General features: G+C 63.1%; 15 protein-coding genes and 1 other RNA gene. 9 read left to right on the top strand and 7 right to left on the bottom strand.

Annotation, left to right across the window (positions count from 1 at the left end; all coding sequences use genetic code 11):
- Positions 1–126 precede the first annotated feature (126 nt).
- From ACF8MI_RS23425 to ACF8MI_RS23440, 4 genes are all read left to right on the top strand, one after another.
- Positions 127–309, top strand: a complete 183-nt coding sequence (locus tag ACF8MI_RS23425) for a TIGR02449 family protein (protein ID WP_029886233.1) — start codon at positions 127–129, stop codon at positions 307–309.
- Positions 306–626: a cell division protein ZapA gene (locus tag ACF8MI_RS23430; RefSeq protein WP_019098106.1), complete on the top strand. Its 321-nt coding sequence runs from the start codon at positions 306–308 to the stop codon at positions 624–626. The genes ACF8MI_RS23425 and ACF8MI_RS23430 overlap by 4 nt, the downstream gene beginning before the upstream one ends.
- A 17-nt stretch (positions 627–643) precedes the next feature.
- Positions 644–823, top strand: a non-coding RNA gene (gene ssrS, locus ACF8MI_RS23435) — 6S RNA.
- Between the two features lie 81 nt (positions 824–904).
- Complete coding sequence (locus ACF8MI_RS23440; protein ID WP_060498155.1) at positions 905–1513, top strand: 5-formyltetrahydrofolate cyclo-ligase; 609 nt, start codon at positions 905–907, stop codon at positions 1511–1513.
- 18 nt (positions 1514–1531) lie between these two features.
- Here the strand turns inward: ACF8MI_RS23440 and ACF8MI_RS23445 are convergent, their stop codons facing one another.
- Positions 1532–1687, bottom strand: coding sequence for a hypothetical protein (locus tag ACF8MI_RS23445; protein ID WP_164525190.1), 156 nt, complete (start codon positions 1685–1687; stop codon positions 1532–1534).
- A 179-nt stretch (positions 1688–1866) separates the two neighbouring features.
- Between ACF8MI_RS23445 and ACF8MI_RS23450 the strand changes: the two genes are divergently transcribed.
- From ACF8MI_RS23450 to ACF8MI_RS23465, 4 genes are all read left to right on the top strand, one after another.
- Positions 1867–2316, top strand: coding sequence for an EVE domain-containing protein (locus tag ACF8MI_RS23450; protein ID WP_025752145.1), 450 nt, complete (start codon positions 1867–1869; stop codon positions 2314–2316).
- Between the two features lie 95 nt (positions 2317–2411).
- Positions 2412–3371 carry an HlyD family secretion protein gene (locus ACF8MI_RS23455; protein ID WP_060498148.1) on the top strand — a complete coding sequence of 320 codons (960 nt, stop codon included), beginning with the start codon at positions 2412–2414 and terminating at the stop codon, positions 3369–3371.
- On the top strand, positions 3368–6088 hold the full coding sequence (gene rbbA / locus ACF8MI_RS23460) for a ribosome-associated ATPase/putative transporter RbbA (RefSeq protein ID WP_200928895.1): 2721 nt from the start codon (positions 3368–3370) through the stop codon (positions 6086–6088). The genes ACF8MI_RS23455 and rbbA overlap by 4 nt, the downstream gene beginning before the upstream one ends.
- A gap of 1 nt (position 6089) precedes the next feature.
- Positions 6090–7202 carry an ABC transporter permease gene (locus ACF8MI_RS23465; protein WP_019096508.1) on the top strand — a complete coding sequence of 371 codons (1113 nt, stop codon included), beginning with the start codon at positions 6090–6092 and terminating at the stop codon, positions 7200–7202.
- A 57-nt stretch (positions 7203–7259) separates the two neighbouring features.
- Here the strand turns inward: ACF8MI_RS23465 and ACF8MI_RS23470 are convergent, their stop codons facing one another.
- On the bottom strand, positions 7260–7664 hold the full coding sequence (locus ACF8MI_RS23470; RefSeq protein ID WP_016712618.1) for a flagellar basal body-associated protein FliL: 405 nt from the start codon (positions 7662–7664) through the stop codon (positions 7260–7262).
- Between the two features lie 169 nt (positions 7665–7833).
- Between ACF8MI_RS23470 and ACF8MI_RS23475 the strand changes: the two genes are divergently transcribed.
- A complete protein-coding gene (locus ACF8MI_RS23475; RefSeq protein WP_060498151.1) occupies positions 7834–8811 on the top strand; it encodes an NADPH:quinone oxidoreductase family protein in 978 nt (325 codons plus the stop codon).
- Positions 8812–8926: 115 nt separating this feature from the next.
- Here ACF8MI_RS23475 and ACF8MI_RS23480 read toward each other — a convergent pair whose 3' ends face one another.
- The 5 genes from ACF8MI_RS23480 to trxA all read right to left on the bottom strand — a co-directional run bounded on the left by ACF8MI_RS23480 (position 8927) and on the right by trxA (position 14194).
- Positions 8927–9577 (bottom strand): gamma-glutamylcyclotransferase, encoded by a 651-nt coding sequence (locus tag ACF8MI_RS23480; RefSeq protein WP_016712620.1) that lies wholly within the window; start codon positions 9575–9577, stop codon positions 8927–8929.
- A 246-nt stretch (positions 9578–9823) separates the two neighbouring features.
- A complete protein-coding gene (locus ACF8MI_RS23485; protein WP_060498152.1) occupies positions 9824–10792 on the bottom strand; it encodes a CDP-6-deoxy-delta-3,4-glucoseen reductase in 969 nt (322 codons plus the stop codon).
- The gene (gene ubiD, locus ACF8MI_RS23490; protein WP_016489755.1) at positions 10792–12258 is read right to left on the bottom strand and encodes a 4-hydroxy-3-polyprenylbenzoate decarboxylase; all 1467 of its coding nucleotides are present in this window, start codon (positions 12256–12258) and stop codon (positions 10792–10794) included. Before ubiD ends, ACF8MI_RS23485 begins: the two co-directional genes overlap by 1 nt.
- Before the next feature lie 122 nt (positions 12259–12380).
- A complete protein-coding gene (gene rho, locus ACF8MI_RS23495) occupies positions 12381–13640 on the bottom strand; it encodes a transcription termination factor Rho (protein WP_003253661.1) in 1260 nt (419 codons plus the stop codon).
- A gap of 227 nt (positions 13641–13867) precedes the next feature.
- Positions 13868–14194 carry a thioredoxin TrxA gene (trxA, locus tag ACF8MI_RS23500; RefSeq protein WP_016712622.1) on the bottom strand — a complete coding sequence of 109 codons (327 nt, stop codon included), beginning with the start codon at positions 14192–14194 and terminating at the stop codon, positions 13868–13870.
- Between the last annotated feature and the right edge of the window lie 9 nt (positions 14195–14203).

Raw genomic sequence — 14203 nt, forward strand, 5'->3', positions numbered from 1 at the left:
ACCGGCAGGCGCGCCAAGACCATCGGCACTGGCCGTCGGCGCCCAGGGAGAGGCATCATCGCCAGGTGACTCAACGACGGAGCGAATCGAGTGCAACCCACGCAAGAGAACGACCTGCAGGCACTGATGAGCCGATTCGAGTTGCTGATCGAACGCGTCGAGCAACTAAAACGGCAAAATGCACTCCTAGTAGCGCAGGAAAAATCCTGGCGCGAAGAGCGCGCCCACCTCATCGAAAAGAACGAGATCGCCAAGCGCAAAGTCGAGTCGATGATTTTACGCCTCAAGGCTCTGGAGCAAGACTCATGAGTTCAAGCAATAGCGTCACCGTGCAGATCCTCGACAAGGAATACTCGATCATCTGCCCGCCGGAAGAGCGCAACAACCTGGTCAGCGCCGCCCGCTACCTGGACGGCAAGATGCGCGAGATCCGCAGCAGCGGCAAGGTGATTGGCGCCGACCGTATCGCGGTGATGGCGGCCTTGAACATTACCCACGAGATGCTGCACCGCCAGGAAGACCGCAATGAAGCGCCGGCCGGCGGCACCACCCGCGAACAGGTGCGCGACCTGCTGGAGCGGGTCGATCAGGCGCTGTCCGACGACACGGGTACCAAAATCGGCTGACATTGGTATACTGGCGCCACTCCCTGGGGGATGCGCCAGTCGGTTATGTCCCTGAGCCGATACGCACAACCACGGGGGTTGCACGCTGGGGCCGGTGTGCATGTCCGCCCGACGGAAAGCCTTAACGCCCCCTGCAATCTCCACCTTGAACTTTCGGGTTCAAGGGCTACACCGATAGCGGTCTTATCGGGGAGCCTGAATTTTCTTGCCCGCCCCTTCTGGCGGGCAATTCGTTTTGGCCGACAATGTCGGCCATCACTTCTGGGATCGCCCGTGCCATGACCGACACCGCGCCGCTCACCCGCCCCCAGCTCCGTCGCCTGCTTCGCAACGCCCGCCGCGCCCTTACCCCTGCCCAGCAACGCCAGGCCACCCTCGGCCTGTACCGCCAACTGGCGCAACACCCGCTGTTCCGCCGCGCTCGGCACATTGCCTTGTATTTGCCCAACGACGGCGAAATCGACCCCGGCCTGCTGCTGCGCGAAGCTCAGCGCCGCGGCAAGCGCACCTACCTGCCGGTGCTGCACGCCTGGCCACGTACGCGCATGGTGTTCCAGCGTTTCGAGCAGGGCGAAAAGCTCAAGCCCAACCGTTTCCGTATTCCTGAACCGGTCACCGACCGCAAGCGCCAACGGCCGATCTGGGCGCTGGACCTGATCCTGCTGCCGCTGGTCGGTTTCGATGAAGTGGGCGGGCGCCTGGGCATGGGCGGCGGCTTTTATGATCGCAGCCTGGCCTACCAAGGGCGTCGCAACACCTGGAAGAAGCCTTTGCTGCTGGGGCTGGCGCATGAATGCCAGAAGGTCGAGCGGCTGGCGCAGGCCAGCTGGGATGTACCGCTGCAGGGGACGGTCTCGGACCGTGGCTGGTACCTGGCGCCGCGTTGAGCGGCGCCAGCGAGGGCATCAACGTTGTTGTGGCTGGCTGGCGTCGACCGGCATCTGGTAGGCGTTGTCCAGCTTACGCTCCCAGAACCCTTGCGCATAACCGGTAGTGACCACACCCAGGCCAAAAATGAACACCAGGATCCACAGCAGATCCGGCTTTTTACGTTGATTCATCGAAGATTGCCCCCCAGGCAAACTGTTCAGTGCGCGGCGATTTTCTGGGAATCGCCAGCGCATAGCGCTTTAAACGGGGCGCATTTTCCGACAACCTGCGTCCGCACGCAAACCTTGACGCCAACCGGCTGTCGGTTTCGTGCAACAGGTTATTTCAAACCTTTTCAGGAGCAACCTCCATGGCCTATTGGCTGATGAAATCCGAGCCCGACGAGCTCTCCATCGAAGCCCTCGGCCGCTTGGGCGAAGCGCGCTGGGACGGCGTGCGCAACTATCAGGCGCGTAATTTCCTGCGGGCCATGAGCGTGGGTGACGAATTTTTCTTCTACCACTCCAGCTGCCCGCAACCGGGCATCGCCGGTATTGCCAGGATCACCCGCGCGGCCTACCCCGACCCGACCGCACTGGACCCGCAAAGCCACTATTACGATGCCAAGGCCACGCCCGAGAAAAACCCGTGGAGCGCAGTGGATGTGGCCCATGTGCAAACCCTGCCTCGGGTGTTGGAGCTGGGCTGGCTGAAACAACAAGCCGGCCTGGCCGAGTTGCCGCTGGTGCAAAAAGGCAGCCGCCTGTCGGTGATGCCGGTAACACCCGAACAATGGGCGGTGATTGTCGCGTTGCGTTGAATGTGCAGCTAAGGTCAAGGGTTTGACCGATATCAACACGCCATACAGGGCCGCGCGCCATGATGTGGCGTGCATGACCGCAAGGATGCAGAACGATGAACCGATACGCCCCCAGAATCTTCGCCACCGCACTGATCGCCCTGCTGGCAACAGCCGGTGGGCTGGGGTACTGGAAATCGCTTCACGATCAGTTGCCCGAAGGCCTGAGCATGGGAAATGGCCGCCTGGAGGCCACCGAAGTGCAGATCGCCAGCAAAATTCCCGGTCGCCTGGCCGAAGTGCTGGTCGACGAAGGCGACAAGGTCACCCGCGGCCAGTTACTGGCACGTATCGACACCCGCACCATGGAGGCCCAGCGCACCCAGGCCGAGGCCGAAGTGCTGCGCGCCCGGGAAAACTACGCAGCGGCCCAGGCGTCCGTACAGTTGCGCCAGAGCGAATTGCTGCTGGCCAGCCAGGAACTCAAGCGCGTGCGCGAAATTTTCCAGCGCAAGTACGCCAGTCAGCAATTGCTCGACCAACAGCAGGCGCGCTTCGACACGGCCAACTCGGCCGTGGTCGCGGCCCGCGCCCAGCTGGCAGCAATCAAGGCCGCCATCGGCGCCGCCGAAGCCCAGGTGGCCCAGCTCACCAGTGAAATCGACGACAGCAGCCTGCGTGCGCCCATCGACGGCATTATCCAGTTGCGCCTGGCCGAGCCCGGTGAAGTGCTGGGTGCTGGCGGCCGCGTGCTGATGCTGATCGACCCCAGCGACCAGTACATGAACCTGTACCTCCCGGCTTCCACCAGCGGCCGGCTGACGGTAGGCGACCAGGCGCGGATCGTGCTCGACGCCCTACCCGAACGTGCCCTGCCGGCGAAAGTGGCGTTCGTTGCGGCCAAGGCCCAGTTCACTCCCAAACAGGTGGAAACCCGCGACGAGCGGCAGAAGCTGGTGTTCCGGGTAAAACTGCGCCTGACCGATCCGGGCACCGTGCCGCAGGCCAAACCGGGCATGCCTGGCGCCGGCTACGTGCGCACGGCTGAGGTGGACTGGCCGGCCAACCTGCAATGAACGCCCCGGCACTGCTGGCCGAGGGTATCAGCCACCGCTATGGCGACCTGACAGCCCTGCATACACTGGGTTTCAGCCTGCCTGCCGGTACCCGCTGCGCACTGATCGGCCCTGATGGCGCGGGCAAATCGACCCTGCTTGGGCTGATCGCCGGCGTGAAGCGCCTGCAACAGGGCGAGTTGCAGGTGCTGGGCGGCTCGATCCGCCAGCGCCGTCATCGGGCTGCGCTGTACCCGAAAGTGGCGTTCATGCCGCAGGGGCTTGGCAACAACCTGTACCCGGAACTGTCGATCAGCGAGAACATCCGCTTTTTCGCCACCCTGTTCGGGCTGGGTCGGCGCGAGTGCGAGCAGCGTATGGCCAACCTGCTGCAAGCCACCGACCTGCAGCGCTTTGCCGAGCGGCCGGCCGGCAAGCTGTCAGGCGGCATGAAGCAGAAGCTGGGCCTGTGCTGCGCGTTGATCCACGAACCGGACCTGCTGATCCTCGACGAGCCGACCACTGGCGTCGACCCGTTGTCGCGGCGGCGCTTCTGGGAGCTGGTCGAACAGGTGCGCGCACAACGCCCCCAGCTGACACTGTTGGTGGCCACCGCCTACATGGAAGAGGCCGAACAATTCGAACATTGCCTGATGCTCGATGGCGGCCGCCTGCTGGCCGCAGGCCCCAGCCATGAGCTGGCCGCAGCCACTCCCAGTGGCAAGCTGGACGATGCCTTCACCCACTACCAGGGCGCAGGCAAGGCGCAGCATCAACCCCTGACCATCCCGCCGCGTGAGGCCAAGGACGGCCAGATCGCCATCGAGGCCCACGACCTGACCCTGCGCTTTGGCGACTTCACAGCGGTGAACAAGGTCAGCTTCGCCATCGGCCGTGGGGAGATCTTCGGCTTCCTCGGCTCCAACGGCTGCGGCAAGACCACCACCATGAAAGTGCTGACCGGCCTGATGCCGGCCAGCGAGGGCAACGCCAGCCTGCTGGGGCGCCCGGTGGACGCCAGCGACCTGGCCACGCGCAAGCGGGTCGGTTTCATGTCGCAGAGTTTCTCGCTGTATGGCGAGCTCAGCACCCGGCAAAACCTGGCCTTGCATGCCCGCCTGTTCGACCTGCCCAAAGCCGAAAGCGCCCAGCGCATCGACGAATTGATAGAGCGCTTCGACCTTACCGCTATCGCCGACCAACCGTCCGGCGCCCTGCCCCTTGGCCTGCGTCAGCGCCTGTCGTTGGCGGTGGCGGTGCTGCACCGCCCGGAAGTATTGATCCTCGACGAGCCGACCTCTGGCGTCGACCCGGCCGCCCGCGACGACTTCTGGCGCCTGCTGGTAGAGCTGTCCCGCGAGCAGGGCGTGACCATTTTCCTTTCCACTCACTTCATGAACGAAGCCCAGCGCTGCGACCGCATCTCGCTGATGCATGCCGGACGGGTACTGGCCTGCGACACACCGGATGCCTTGCAGCGCCAGTACCACGGCGTCACCCTGGAAGACGCATTCGTTCGCTGCCTGGAGCAAGCCCAGGAGCTGGCACCACAAGCCACGGACAACGCTGTGCTGGAGCAGGCCGCCACGGCCGCGCCGCCGCTGCGCCAGGGCTTCAGCCTGCGCCGCCTGCTGGCGGTGGCCAGCCGCGAGGGCAAGGAGCTGCTGCGCGACAAGGTACGCCTGGCCTTCGCCCTGCTGGGTGCGCTGTTCATGATGGTGATCTTCGGCTACGGCATTTCGCTGGATGTGGAAAACCTTGCCTTTGCTGTGCACGACCAGGACCAGAGCCCGCAAAGCCGGGCGTACCTCGAGGCCTTCCGTGGCTCACGGTATTTCGCCGAGCAGGCGCCGATCCGCGACAGCCGCGAAATGCACCAGCGCCTGCAACGCTCGGAAATCAAACTGGCGCTGGAGATTCCTCCCGGTTTTGGGCGTGACCTGTATGCCGGGCGCCAGCCGGTGGTGGCCGCCTGGCTCGACGGCGGCATGCCGTTCCGGGCGGAAACCAGCCGCAACTACGTGGAAGCCGTGCACCAGGCCAACCTGGAGCAATTGGCAAGGGCCAGCCCACCGCCGCAGGCACGGCAGGACCTGGTGCGCCTGGAAACGCGTTTTCGCTACAACCAGGACGTGGTCAGCGTGAATGCCATCGGCCCGGGCGTGATGGCACTGATCCTGGCCTTCATCCCGGCCATGCTTACTGCGTTGGGCATCGTCCGCGAGAAAGAGCTGGGCTCCATCACCAACTTCTATGCCACCCCCCTCACGCGCCTGGAGTTCCTGCTGGGCAAGCAGATGCCCTACCTGGCCGTAAGCCTGGTCAACCTGGCGCTGCTGGTGGCGATGAACCGCTGGCTGTTCGCCGTGCCGCTCAAGGGCAGCGTGCTGGCCCTGGCCTGCGGGGGCGTGGCCTACCTGCTGGCCACCACCAGCCTGGGCCTGCTGATCTCGGCGTTCACCCGCACCCAGATCGCGGCCATCCTGGGCACCATGATCATCACCAGCCTGCCAACCATCCAGTTTTCCGGGCTGATCGTGCCACGCTCGTCGCTGGACGGCGCAGCGGCGGTGATGGGCCAGCTGTTCCCGGCGGGCTATTTCCTCGATATCGCGGTCGGCACCTTCACCAAGGCACTGGGCCTGCGCGAACTGTGGCCGCAGTGCCTGATCCTGCTGGGCTTCTTTGCCGCGTTCACCGGCCTGAGCCTGGCCATGCTGAAGAAGCAGGAGGCCTGACATGTCGCGCCTGAACCACACCCTGCGCCTGGGCCTGAAAGAACTGACCAGCCTTCGCCACGACAGCGTCCTGCTGCTGTTCCTGCTGTATGCCTTCAGCGTGGCGATCTACATGCCGGCAGCCGGCTCGGTGATCGGCGTGCACAACGCCAGCGTCGCGGTGGTGGACGAAGACCACAGCCTGCTCTCACGCAAGCTCAGCGAAGCCCTGCAACCGCCCGAGTTCCAGCCCGCCGTGCCGCTGGCACCGGAGCACCTGGACCAGGCCATGGACAGCGGCCAGTACACCTTTGTGATCAATGTGCCGGTGAATTTCCAGAGCGACCTGTTGGCCGGGCGCTCGCCGGAATTGCAGATCAATGTCGATGCCACGGCCATGAGCCAGGCGTTCATGGGCGCTGGCTATATCGGCCGCATCTTCGAGCGTGAACTGCTCGACTACAGCCAACGCGGCAATGTGCAAAGCCCAGTGCTGATCAACCCCAAAGCGCTGTTCAACCCCAACCTGGAGGGTGGTTGGTTCCTGGCGGTGATCCAGATCGTCAACAACATCACCATTCTGGCGATCATCCTCACCGGCACCGCGCTGCTGCGTGAGCGTGAGCACGGCACCCTCGACCACCTGCTGGTGCTGCCGCTGACGGCACTGGAAATCATGCTGGCGAAGATTGGCAGCAACGCGCTGGTGGTGGTGATCTGCACGTGGATTTCGCTGGTGGTGGTGGTGAAAGGTGCGCTGGGCGTGCCGTTGTCCGGCTCGATGGGGCTGTTCCTGGCCGTGACGGCGCTGTACCTGTTCGCCAGTACCGCGCTGGGCATCTTCCTCGCCACCCTGGCGCGCTCGACACCGCAGTTCGGCCTGCTGGCGATCCCGGTGATCATCCCGATGCTGTTACTGTCAGGCGGCAGCACACCGCTGGACAGCATGCCGCAGTGGTTGCAGTGGGTGATGCAGGGCTCGCCGTCGACGCACTTCGTCAGCCTGGGGGCGGCGATCCTGTTCCGGGATGCAGGGTGGGCGGTGGTTTGGCCGGATATCCTGGCGCTGGGCCTGATCGGCCTGGTGTTCTTCAGCGTGGCGCTGGCGCGGTTTCGTCGGAGCCTGGCGTCTTGATAACGCAGGCACCGTGGAGGCATCTGTGGGAGCGGACACGCCCGCTCCCACAATTGATTACTGCACGATCAGGTTATTGAACAGCAAGTCTTCAACAATCGGCTTGCCCTCTTCTGCTTCCAGCACCTGCTGCACCTGCTTCAGCGCCTCCTGGCGCAGGTGTTCCTTGGCCTCGACATTGCTCATGCTGTCCACCGTCTGCTGGGTGAACAGCGCCACCAGCTGGTTGCGGATCAGCGGTTCGTGGTGCTGCACCGCCTTGGCGGCTTCATCGCCTGTCACGCGCAGGGCCACATCGGCCTTGTACACACGCAGCCGTGGGCCGCCGTCGAGGGCATAGTTGCCGACAAAGGGCGGGCTCAGACTGATGTAGGCGACCTTGGGCGCCCCTTCCTTGGCTTCTTCGGCCATGGCCGCAGCCGGCAGCAGCAGCGCCAATACCATCAAGATCCACGCTTTCACGAATTCGCTCCTCAATACAGTTGGCGCCAGCTTACCCAGCACACCGCTCAAACCCAAGCCCGGGCTTATGCCGGCACTTATGCCTGCACATCAGGGTGGGCCATGCTCGTTGACCCGGCAGGTGGCCCTCCTACACTTATCGGCCACTACCCGCAAAGGAATAGCCCCGATGAAAGCTGTGTTGTGCAAAACCCTGGGCCCGGCGCGCAACCTGGTGCTGGAAGACGTGGCCAGCCCGCTGCCGAAGAAGAACGAGATCCTGCTGGATGTGCAGGCCGCCGGGGTCAACTTCCCCGACACCCTGATCATCGAAGGCAAGTACCAGTTCCAGCCGCCGCTGCCATTCTCGCCGGGTGGCGAAGCGGCGGGCGTGGTGGCTGCGGTCGGGGAAAAGGCTGGAGCGTTCAAGGTGGGTGACCGGGTCATGGCGCTGACCGGCTGGGGCGCGTTTGCCGAACAGGTGGCGGTGCCGTTCTACAACGTACTGCCGATCCCGGCGAGCATGGATTTCACCACCGCTGCGGCATTCGGCATGACCTACGGCACCTCGATGCACGCCCTGCGCCAGCGTGGCCAACTGCAAGCAGCTGAAACCCTGCTGGTGTTGGGCGCTTCCGGCGGTGTTGGGCTGGCGGCAGTGGAAATCGGCAAGGCCATGGGCGCACGGGTGATCGCGGCGGCCAGCAGTGCCGAGAAACTGGCCGTGGCCAAGGCGGCCGGGGCGGATGAGCTGATCGACTATAGCCAGGCCAGCCTGCGCGACGAGATCAAGCGGCTTTCCGGTGGCCAGGGTGTGGATGTCATCTACGACCCGGTCGGTGGCGAGTTGTTCGAGCAGGCCGTGCGCGGGCTGGCCTGGAATGGCCGGCTGCTGGTGGTGGGCTTTGCCAGCGGGACCATTCCGCAGTTGGCGGCCAACCTGGTGTTGCTCAAGGGCGCTGCGGTGCTGGGGGTGTTCTGGGGGGCGTTTGCACAGCGCCAGCCGGAAGATAACGCGGCCAACTTCAGGCAGCTGTTTGCCTGGCATGCCGAGGGCAAGTTGAAACCGCTGGTGTCGCAGACTTATCCACTGGCTGAGGCTGGAGCTGCCATCGAGAAGTTGGGGCAGCGGCAGGCTGTGGGTAAGTTGGTGGTGTTGGCCAAGTAAGAAAGTTCCGGCCCTTTCGCGGGCAAGCCCGCTCTCACAGGGATCGCACCGACCTTGAGAAATGTGCAGTACCTGTGGGAGCGGGCTTGCGCGCGAAGAGGCCGGTACAGGTTACTCACACTTCGCGCAGGTTATGGCAGCGCCGGAACCGCGCCTCCAGGTTGCGATCGGGCATCTGGTGGCTGCGCAAGGCATTCAACGTCTGTTCCACGTAGTCCCGCGTGGTGCCATAACGCCCTTTGGCACTGGCCAGAATCTGGCTGAGCAAGGTATCTGGCAAGTTCCCCGCATAGCACGGCAAATGCCGCTCCAGCACAAAGCCTAAAGCCTGCACCTTGCTACCATCGCCCAGCCGGCAGGTGAGCCAGTGCGGTCGGTATGCCGGGTACGGCATCTCGCGCTGCCACAGGGCCATCAGCGAGTCATCCAGGTTGCTTTCATCCAGCCGGTAGGCAAAGCCGCTGCAGGAACCGCCACGGTCCAGGCCAAACACCAGCCCGGGCGTTTCCGGGGTACCGCGGTGTTCGTGCGACCACAGGTACAAGCCCCGGTGATAGCCATGTACCCGCGCGCGCTGGCGTTCTACCGAATTGCACTCCGGCCGCCAGATCAACGAACCATAGGCAAACAACCACACCGGCCCACCCTGATGGCGCGACATGGTCGTCTTCATCGAGTTGAACAACTGGTCGTGAGTATGTTGCTGACCGAAGTCGAGTGCCGGAGGATATGAAACTTCCCAGGACATACTTTCAAGTGCCGACATAAGCTGCCGCCATTATCCCTGTGAACTACGGATGTAGCGAGATTCGATTACGCTGCGGCCCAAGGCCTCTATACCAAGGGCGCTTGCAGTAACCATAGGCCAGAACGGCAGGAATACTCAAGCCCTCGCATCAGTGTTTCATGCGCGGTTCCGACGACTGGAAAGTACTGTTTCAACAGCGGTGAAAGTTATTAGCCAAGGCGGTAACAATTACCGCCTTATACCCACACTTTCAAACTTCGGTTATTAACCGCGCGGTGCGTAGGCAAACACATCCGCACGCATGCGGTGTGCATCCATGCCGGCTTCGACCAGGGCGTCGAGGGTGGCGTAGATCATGTTTGGGGAACCACTGGCATACACATGCACGGTGTTGAGGTCGGCAATGTCCTCGCAAACCGCCTCGTGCAACATGCCGCAACGGCCTTCCCAGCCACACAGGTCGCTGACAACCTGATGCAGGAACAGGTTGGGCAGGCGCTGCCATTCATCCCAGTGCTCGATCTGGTAGAAGTCTTCGGGCCTGCGCACGCCCCAGTACAGGTGCACCGGGTGCTTGAAGCCCTTGGCCCGGCAATGCTCGACCAGGCTGTGCATCTGGCCCATGCCGGTACCCGCGGCGATCAGCACCAGCGGCCCATCCGGCAGCTCGGCCAGGTGAGTGTCGCCGAATGGCATTTCGATGCGCGCCAAACCGTCACGCTTGAGTTGCTCGATCAGTTGCAGCGCACTGGGCTCACGCGCCAGCACATGCAGCTCCAGCTCACGACCGCCGTGGGGCGCGGAGGCCAGCGAGAAGGCCGCCTGCTTGCCGCCCTCGCGCTCGATCATCAGGTATTGCCCGGCGTGGTAACGCGGCGGCTTGCCGGCTGGCGCGCGCAAACGCACCCGCCACACGTCGCCACCGACGTCGACGCACTCGCTGACGCTGCACGCCAGCTTGCGCACTGGCAGCTCGCCCAGGGCGAGCACACCGTCCCAGAGCAACACACAGTCCTCCAGCGGTTCGGCAATGCAGGTGAACAACTCGCCATGGTCGCGGACTTCGCCATCCTGGCGTACCCGGCCTTCGACCAACAACGCGGCGCAAACATGGCAATTGCCATTGCGGCAGCTGTTCGGGCAGTCATAGCCCAACCGCCGCGCTCCATCCAGGATCCGTTCCCCGGGTTCGAGCGCCAGCACCGCCCCGGACGGCTGCAACGTTACCTGCATCAATCTATTCCCAACTGATCCCACAGCTCATCGATACGGCGGGTGACGGCTTCGTCCTTGACGATGACCCGTCCCCATTCGCGTGTTGTCTCGCCCGGCCACTTGTGCGTGGCGTCCAGGCCCATCTTCGACCCCAGCCCCGATACCGGCGACGCGAAGTCCAGGTAGTCGATCGGCGTGTTGTCGATCATCACCGTATCACGCTTGGGGTCCATGCGCGTGGTAATGGCCCAGATCACATCGTTCCAGTCACGGGCGTTGATATCGTCATCGGTCACAATAACGAACTTGGTGTACATGAACTGTCGCAGGAACGACCACACACCCAGCATCACGCGCTTGGCGTGGCCCGGGTACTGCTTCTTCATGGTCACCACCGCCATACGGTACGAGCAGCCTTCCGGCGGCAGGTAGAAGTCGGTAATTTCCGGGAACTGCTTCTGCAGGATTGGCACGAACACTTCGTTCAACGCCACACCGAGGATTGCCGGCTCATCTGGCGGCCGGCCGGTGTAGGTGCTGTGGTAGATCGGCTTTTGCCGGTGCGTGATGCGCTCGACGGTGAACACCGGGAAGCTGTCCACTTCGTTGTAGTAACCGGTGTGGTCGCCGTACGGGCCTTCCGGGGCCATTTCGCCCGGATGAATCACACCCTCCAGGATGATTTCGGCAGTGGCCGGCACCTGAAGGTTGCTGCCACGGCACTTGACCAACTCGGTGCGGTTGCCACGAAGCAGGCCGGCGAAGGCATATTCAGAGAGGGTGTCCGGCACCGGGGTCACGGCGCCGAGGATGGTTGCCGGGTCAGCGCCCAGTGCCACGGCAACCGGGAACGGCTGGCCGGGGTTCTTCTCGCACCACTCGCGGTAGTCGAGGGCGCCACCACGGTGGCTGAGCCAGCGCATGATGACCTTGTTGCGGCCGATGACCTGCTGGCGGTAGATGCCCAGGTTCTGGCGGTCCTTGTTCGGGCCACGGGTAACCGTAAGGCCCCAGGTGATCAGCGGCGCCACGTCGCCCGGCCAGCAGTGCTGGATCGGCAGTGCACCAAGGTCGACATCGTCACCCTCGACCACCACTTCCTGGCACACCGCGTCCTTGACCACTTTCGGCGCCATCGACACGACCTTCTTGAAGATCGGCAGCTTGGACCAGGCGTCCTTCAGGCCCTTTGGCGGCTCGGGCTCCTTGAGAAAGGCCAGTAGCTTGCCGATCTCGCGTAGTTCGTCGACCGACTCGGCGCCCATGCCCATGGCCACGCGCTCTGGCGTACCGAACAGGTTGCCGAGTACCGGGATGTCGAAGCCGGTGGGCTTTTCGAACAGCAATGCCGGGCCTTTGGCACGCAAGGTGCGGTCGCAGACCTCGGTCATTTCCAGGACGGGGGAAATCGGAACCTGGATGCGCTTGAGTTCGCCGCGCTGCTCCAGGCCACGGATGAAGTCGCGCAAGTCGCGATACTGCATGCATGAGCCTCGTGTTGGCCGTATCGGTCGGGGTGCAGAGTGTAGCGCCGATAGGGCCGCAATAGCCAAAGTACAGATAGCAAAAAGCCGGGTTTCCCCGGCTTTTGCGTGGTACGACGATCTTACTTGCGCTTCATCGACAAGAAGAACTCGTCGTTGGTCTTGGTCTGCTTGAGCTTGTCGACCAGGAACTCGATGGCGGCGATTTCGTCCATCGGGTGCAGCAGCTTGCGCAGGATCCACATGCGCTGCAGTTCGTCGTCGGCGGTCAGCAGCTCTTCGCGACGGGTACCGGAACGGTTGATGTTGATGGCCGGGAACACGCGTTTCTCGGCGATGCGGCGGTCCAGTGGCAGCTCCATGTTGCCGGTGCCCTTGAACTCTTCGTAGATCACTTCGTCCATCTTCGAGCCGGTTTCGACCAGCGCGGTGGCGATGATGGTCAGCGAGCCGCCTTCCTCGATGTTACGCGCAGCACCAAAGAAGCGCTTCGGCTTCTCCAGGGCGTGGGCGTCGACACCACCGGTCAGCACCTTGCCGGAGCTCGGGATCACGGTGTTGTAGGCCCGCGCCAGACGGGTGATGGAGTCCAGCAGGATGACCACGTCCTTCTTGTGCTCGACCAGGCGCTTGGCCTTTTCGATCACCATTTCGGCAACCTGCACGTGGCGGGTTGGCGGCTCGTCGAAGGTGGAGGCAACCACTTCGCCGCGCACGGTGCGCTGCATTTCGGTCACTTCTTCCGGGCGCTCGTCGATCAGCAGGACGATCAGGTGGCACTCGGGGTTGTTACGGGTGATGTTGGCCGCAATGTTCTGCAGCATGATCGTCTTGCCCGCTTTTGGCGGAGCGACGATCAGGCCACGCTGGCCTTTGCCGATCGGGGCGCACAGGTCGATGACGCGACCGGTCAAGTCCTCGGTGGAGCCGTTACCAGCCTCCATCTTCAGGCGCTTGTTCGGGAACAGCGGCGTCAGGTTTTCGAACAGGATCTTGTTCTTCGCGTTTTCCGGACGGTCGAAGTTGATGGTGTCGACCTTCAGCAGGGCGAAGTAACGCTCCCCTTCCTTCGGTGGGCGGATCTTGCCGACGATGGTGTCGCCGGTACGCAGGTTGAAACGGCGGATCTGGCTAGGCGAGACGTAGATATCGTCTGGGCCGGCCAGGTAGGACGCATCAGCCGAACGCAGGAAACCGAAACCATCCTGGAGAATCTCCAGCACGCCGTCACCCGAGATCTCTTCGCCGCTTTTCGCGTGCTTCTTCAGCAGGGCGAAAATCACGTCCTGTTTGCGCGAACGGGCCATGTTTTCGATGCCCATCTGTTCGGCCATTTCCAAAAGATCGGTAATCGGCTTTTGCTTGAGTTCAGTCAGGTTCATAAGGGGAGTGACGTAATCATGTAAGAAGGGAGAATTAAGCTTCTGGCTTAATGAGGCCGCGCCGCTAGATGGCGACAGGATCGCGTACTGATTCGAATTAGGGATGCTTCGGCGACGGCGTGTAGAGGGCACTGGAAAAGCAGTGCGAGACCGAATGTAACACTTGCTTTTTTCTGCGTCTAGTGCTCTGAAAAAGAAAAGCCCCGCATTTGCGGGGCCTTTTCACATCACAGGTGGGCGTCGAGGAACGCGGCCAGCTGCGATTTGGACAGAGCGCCAACCTTGGTGGCTTCGACGTTGCCGTTCTTGAACAGCATCAGCGTCGGGATACCACGCACGCCGTGCTTGGCCGGGGTTTCCTGGTTCTCGTCGATGTTCAGCTTGGCGACGGTCAGTTTGCCCTCGTAGGTGGCAGCGATGTCGTCCAGAACCGGAGCGATCATCTTGCATGGGCCGCACCATTCAGCCCAGTAGTCGACCAGCACCGGGCCTTGAGCCTGCAGTACGTCGGCGTCGAAGCTGGCGTCGGTGACGTGTTTGATTTTGTCGCTCATGGAAATCTC

Source organism: Pseudomonas sp. yb_9 (assembly GCF_043103635.1).
Taxonomy (GTDB): domain Bacteria; phylum Pseudomonadota; class Gammaproteobacteria; order Pseudomonadales; family Pseudomonadaceae; genus Aquipseudomonas; species Aquipseudomonas monteilii.

What these genes read in the sequence shown, in the direction of transcription:
- ACF8MI_RS23465 (WP_019096508.1), top strand. Translation starts at nt 6,090, where the DNA reads ATGTCGCGCCTGAACCACACCCTGCGCCTGGGCCTGAAAGAACTGACC.
- ACF8MI_RS23455 (WP_060498148.1), top strand. Translation starts at nt 2,412, where the DNA reads ATGAACCGATACGCCCCCAGAATCTTCGCCACCGCACTGATCGCCCTG.
- ACF8MI_RS23485 (WP_060498152.1), bottom strand. Translation starts at nt 10,792, where the DNA reads ATGCAGGTAACGTTGCAGCCGTCCGGGGCGGTGCTGGCGCTCGAACCC.
- ACF8MI_RS23425 (WP_029886233.1), top strand. Translation starts at nt 127, where the DNA reads ATGAGCCGATTCGAGTTGCTGATCGAACGCGTCGAGCAACTAAAACGG.
- ACF8MI_RS23480 (WP_016712620.1), bottom strand. Translation starts at nt 9,577, where the DNA reads ATGTCGGCACTTGAAAGTATGTCCTGGGAAGTTTCATATCCTCCGGCA.
- ACF8MI_RS23450 (WP_025752145.1), top strand. Translation starts at nt 1,867, where the DNA reads ATGGCCTATTGGCTGATGAAATCCGAGCCCGACGAGCTCTCCATCGAA.
- ACF8MI_RS23430 (WP_019098106.1), top strand. Translation starts at nt 306, where the DNA reads ATGAGTTCAAGCAATAGCGTCACCGTGCAGATCCTCGACAAGGAATAC.
- ubiD (WP_016489755.1), bottom strand. Translation starts at nt 12,258, where the DNA reads ATGCAGTATCGCGACTTGCGCGACTTCATCCGTGGCCTGGAGCAGCGC.
- trxA (WP_016712622.1), bottom strand. Translation starts at nt 14,194, where the DNA reads ATGAGCGACAAAATCAAACACGTCACCGACGCCAGCTTCGACGCCGAC.
- ACF8MI_RS23445 (WP_164525190.1), bottom strand. Translation starts at nt 1,687, where the DNA reads ATGAATCAACGTAAAAAGCCGGATCTGCTGTGGATCCTGGTGTTCATT.
- ACF8MI_RS23475 (WP_060498151.1), top strand. Translation starts at nt 7,834, where the DNA reads ATGAAAGCTGTGTTGTGCAAAACCCTGGGCCCGGCGCGCAACCTGGTG.
- rbbA (WP_200928895.1), top strand. Translation starts at nt 3,368, where the DNA reads ATGAACGCCCCGGCACTGCTGGCCGAGGGTATCAGCCACCGCTATGGC.
- rho (WP_003253661.1), bottom strand. Translation starts at nt 13,640, where the DNA reads ATGAACCTGACTGAACTCAAGCAAAAGCCGATTACCGATCTTTTGGAA.
- ACF8MI_RS23440 (WP_060498155.1), top strand. Translation starts at nt 905, where the DNA reads ATGACCGACACCGCGCCGCTCACCCGCCCCCAGCTCCGTCGCCTGCTT.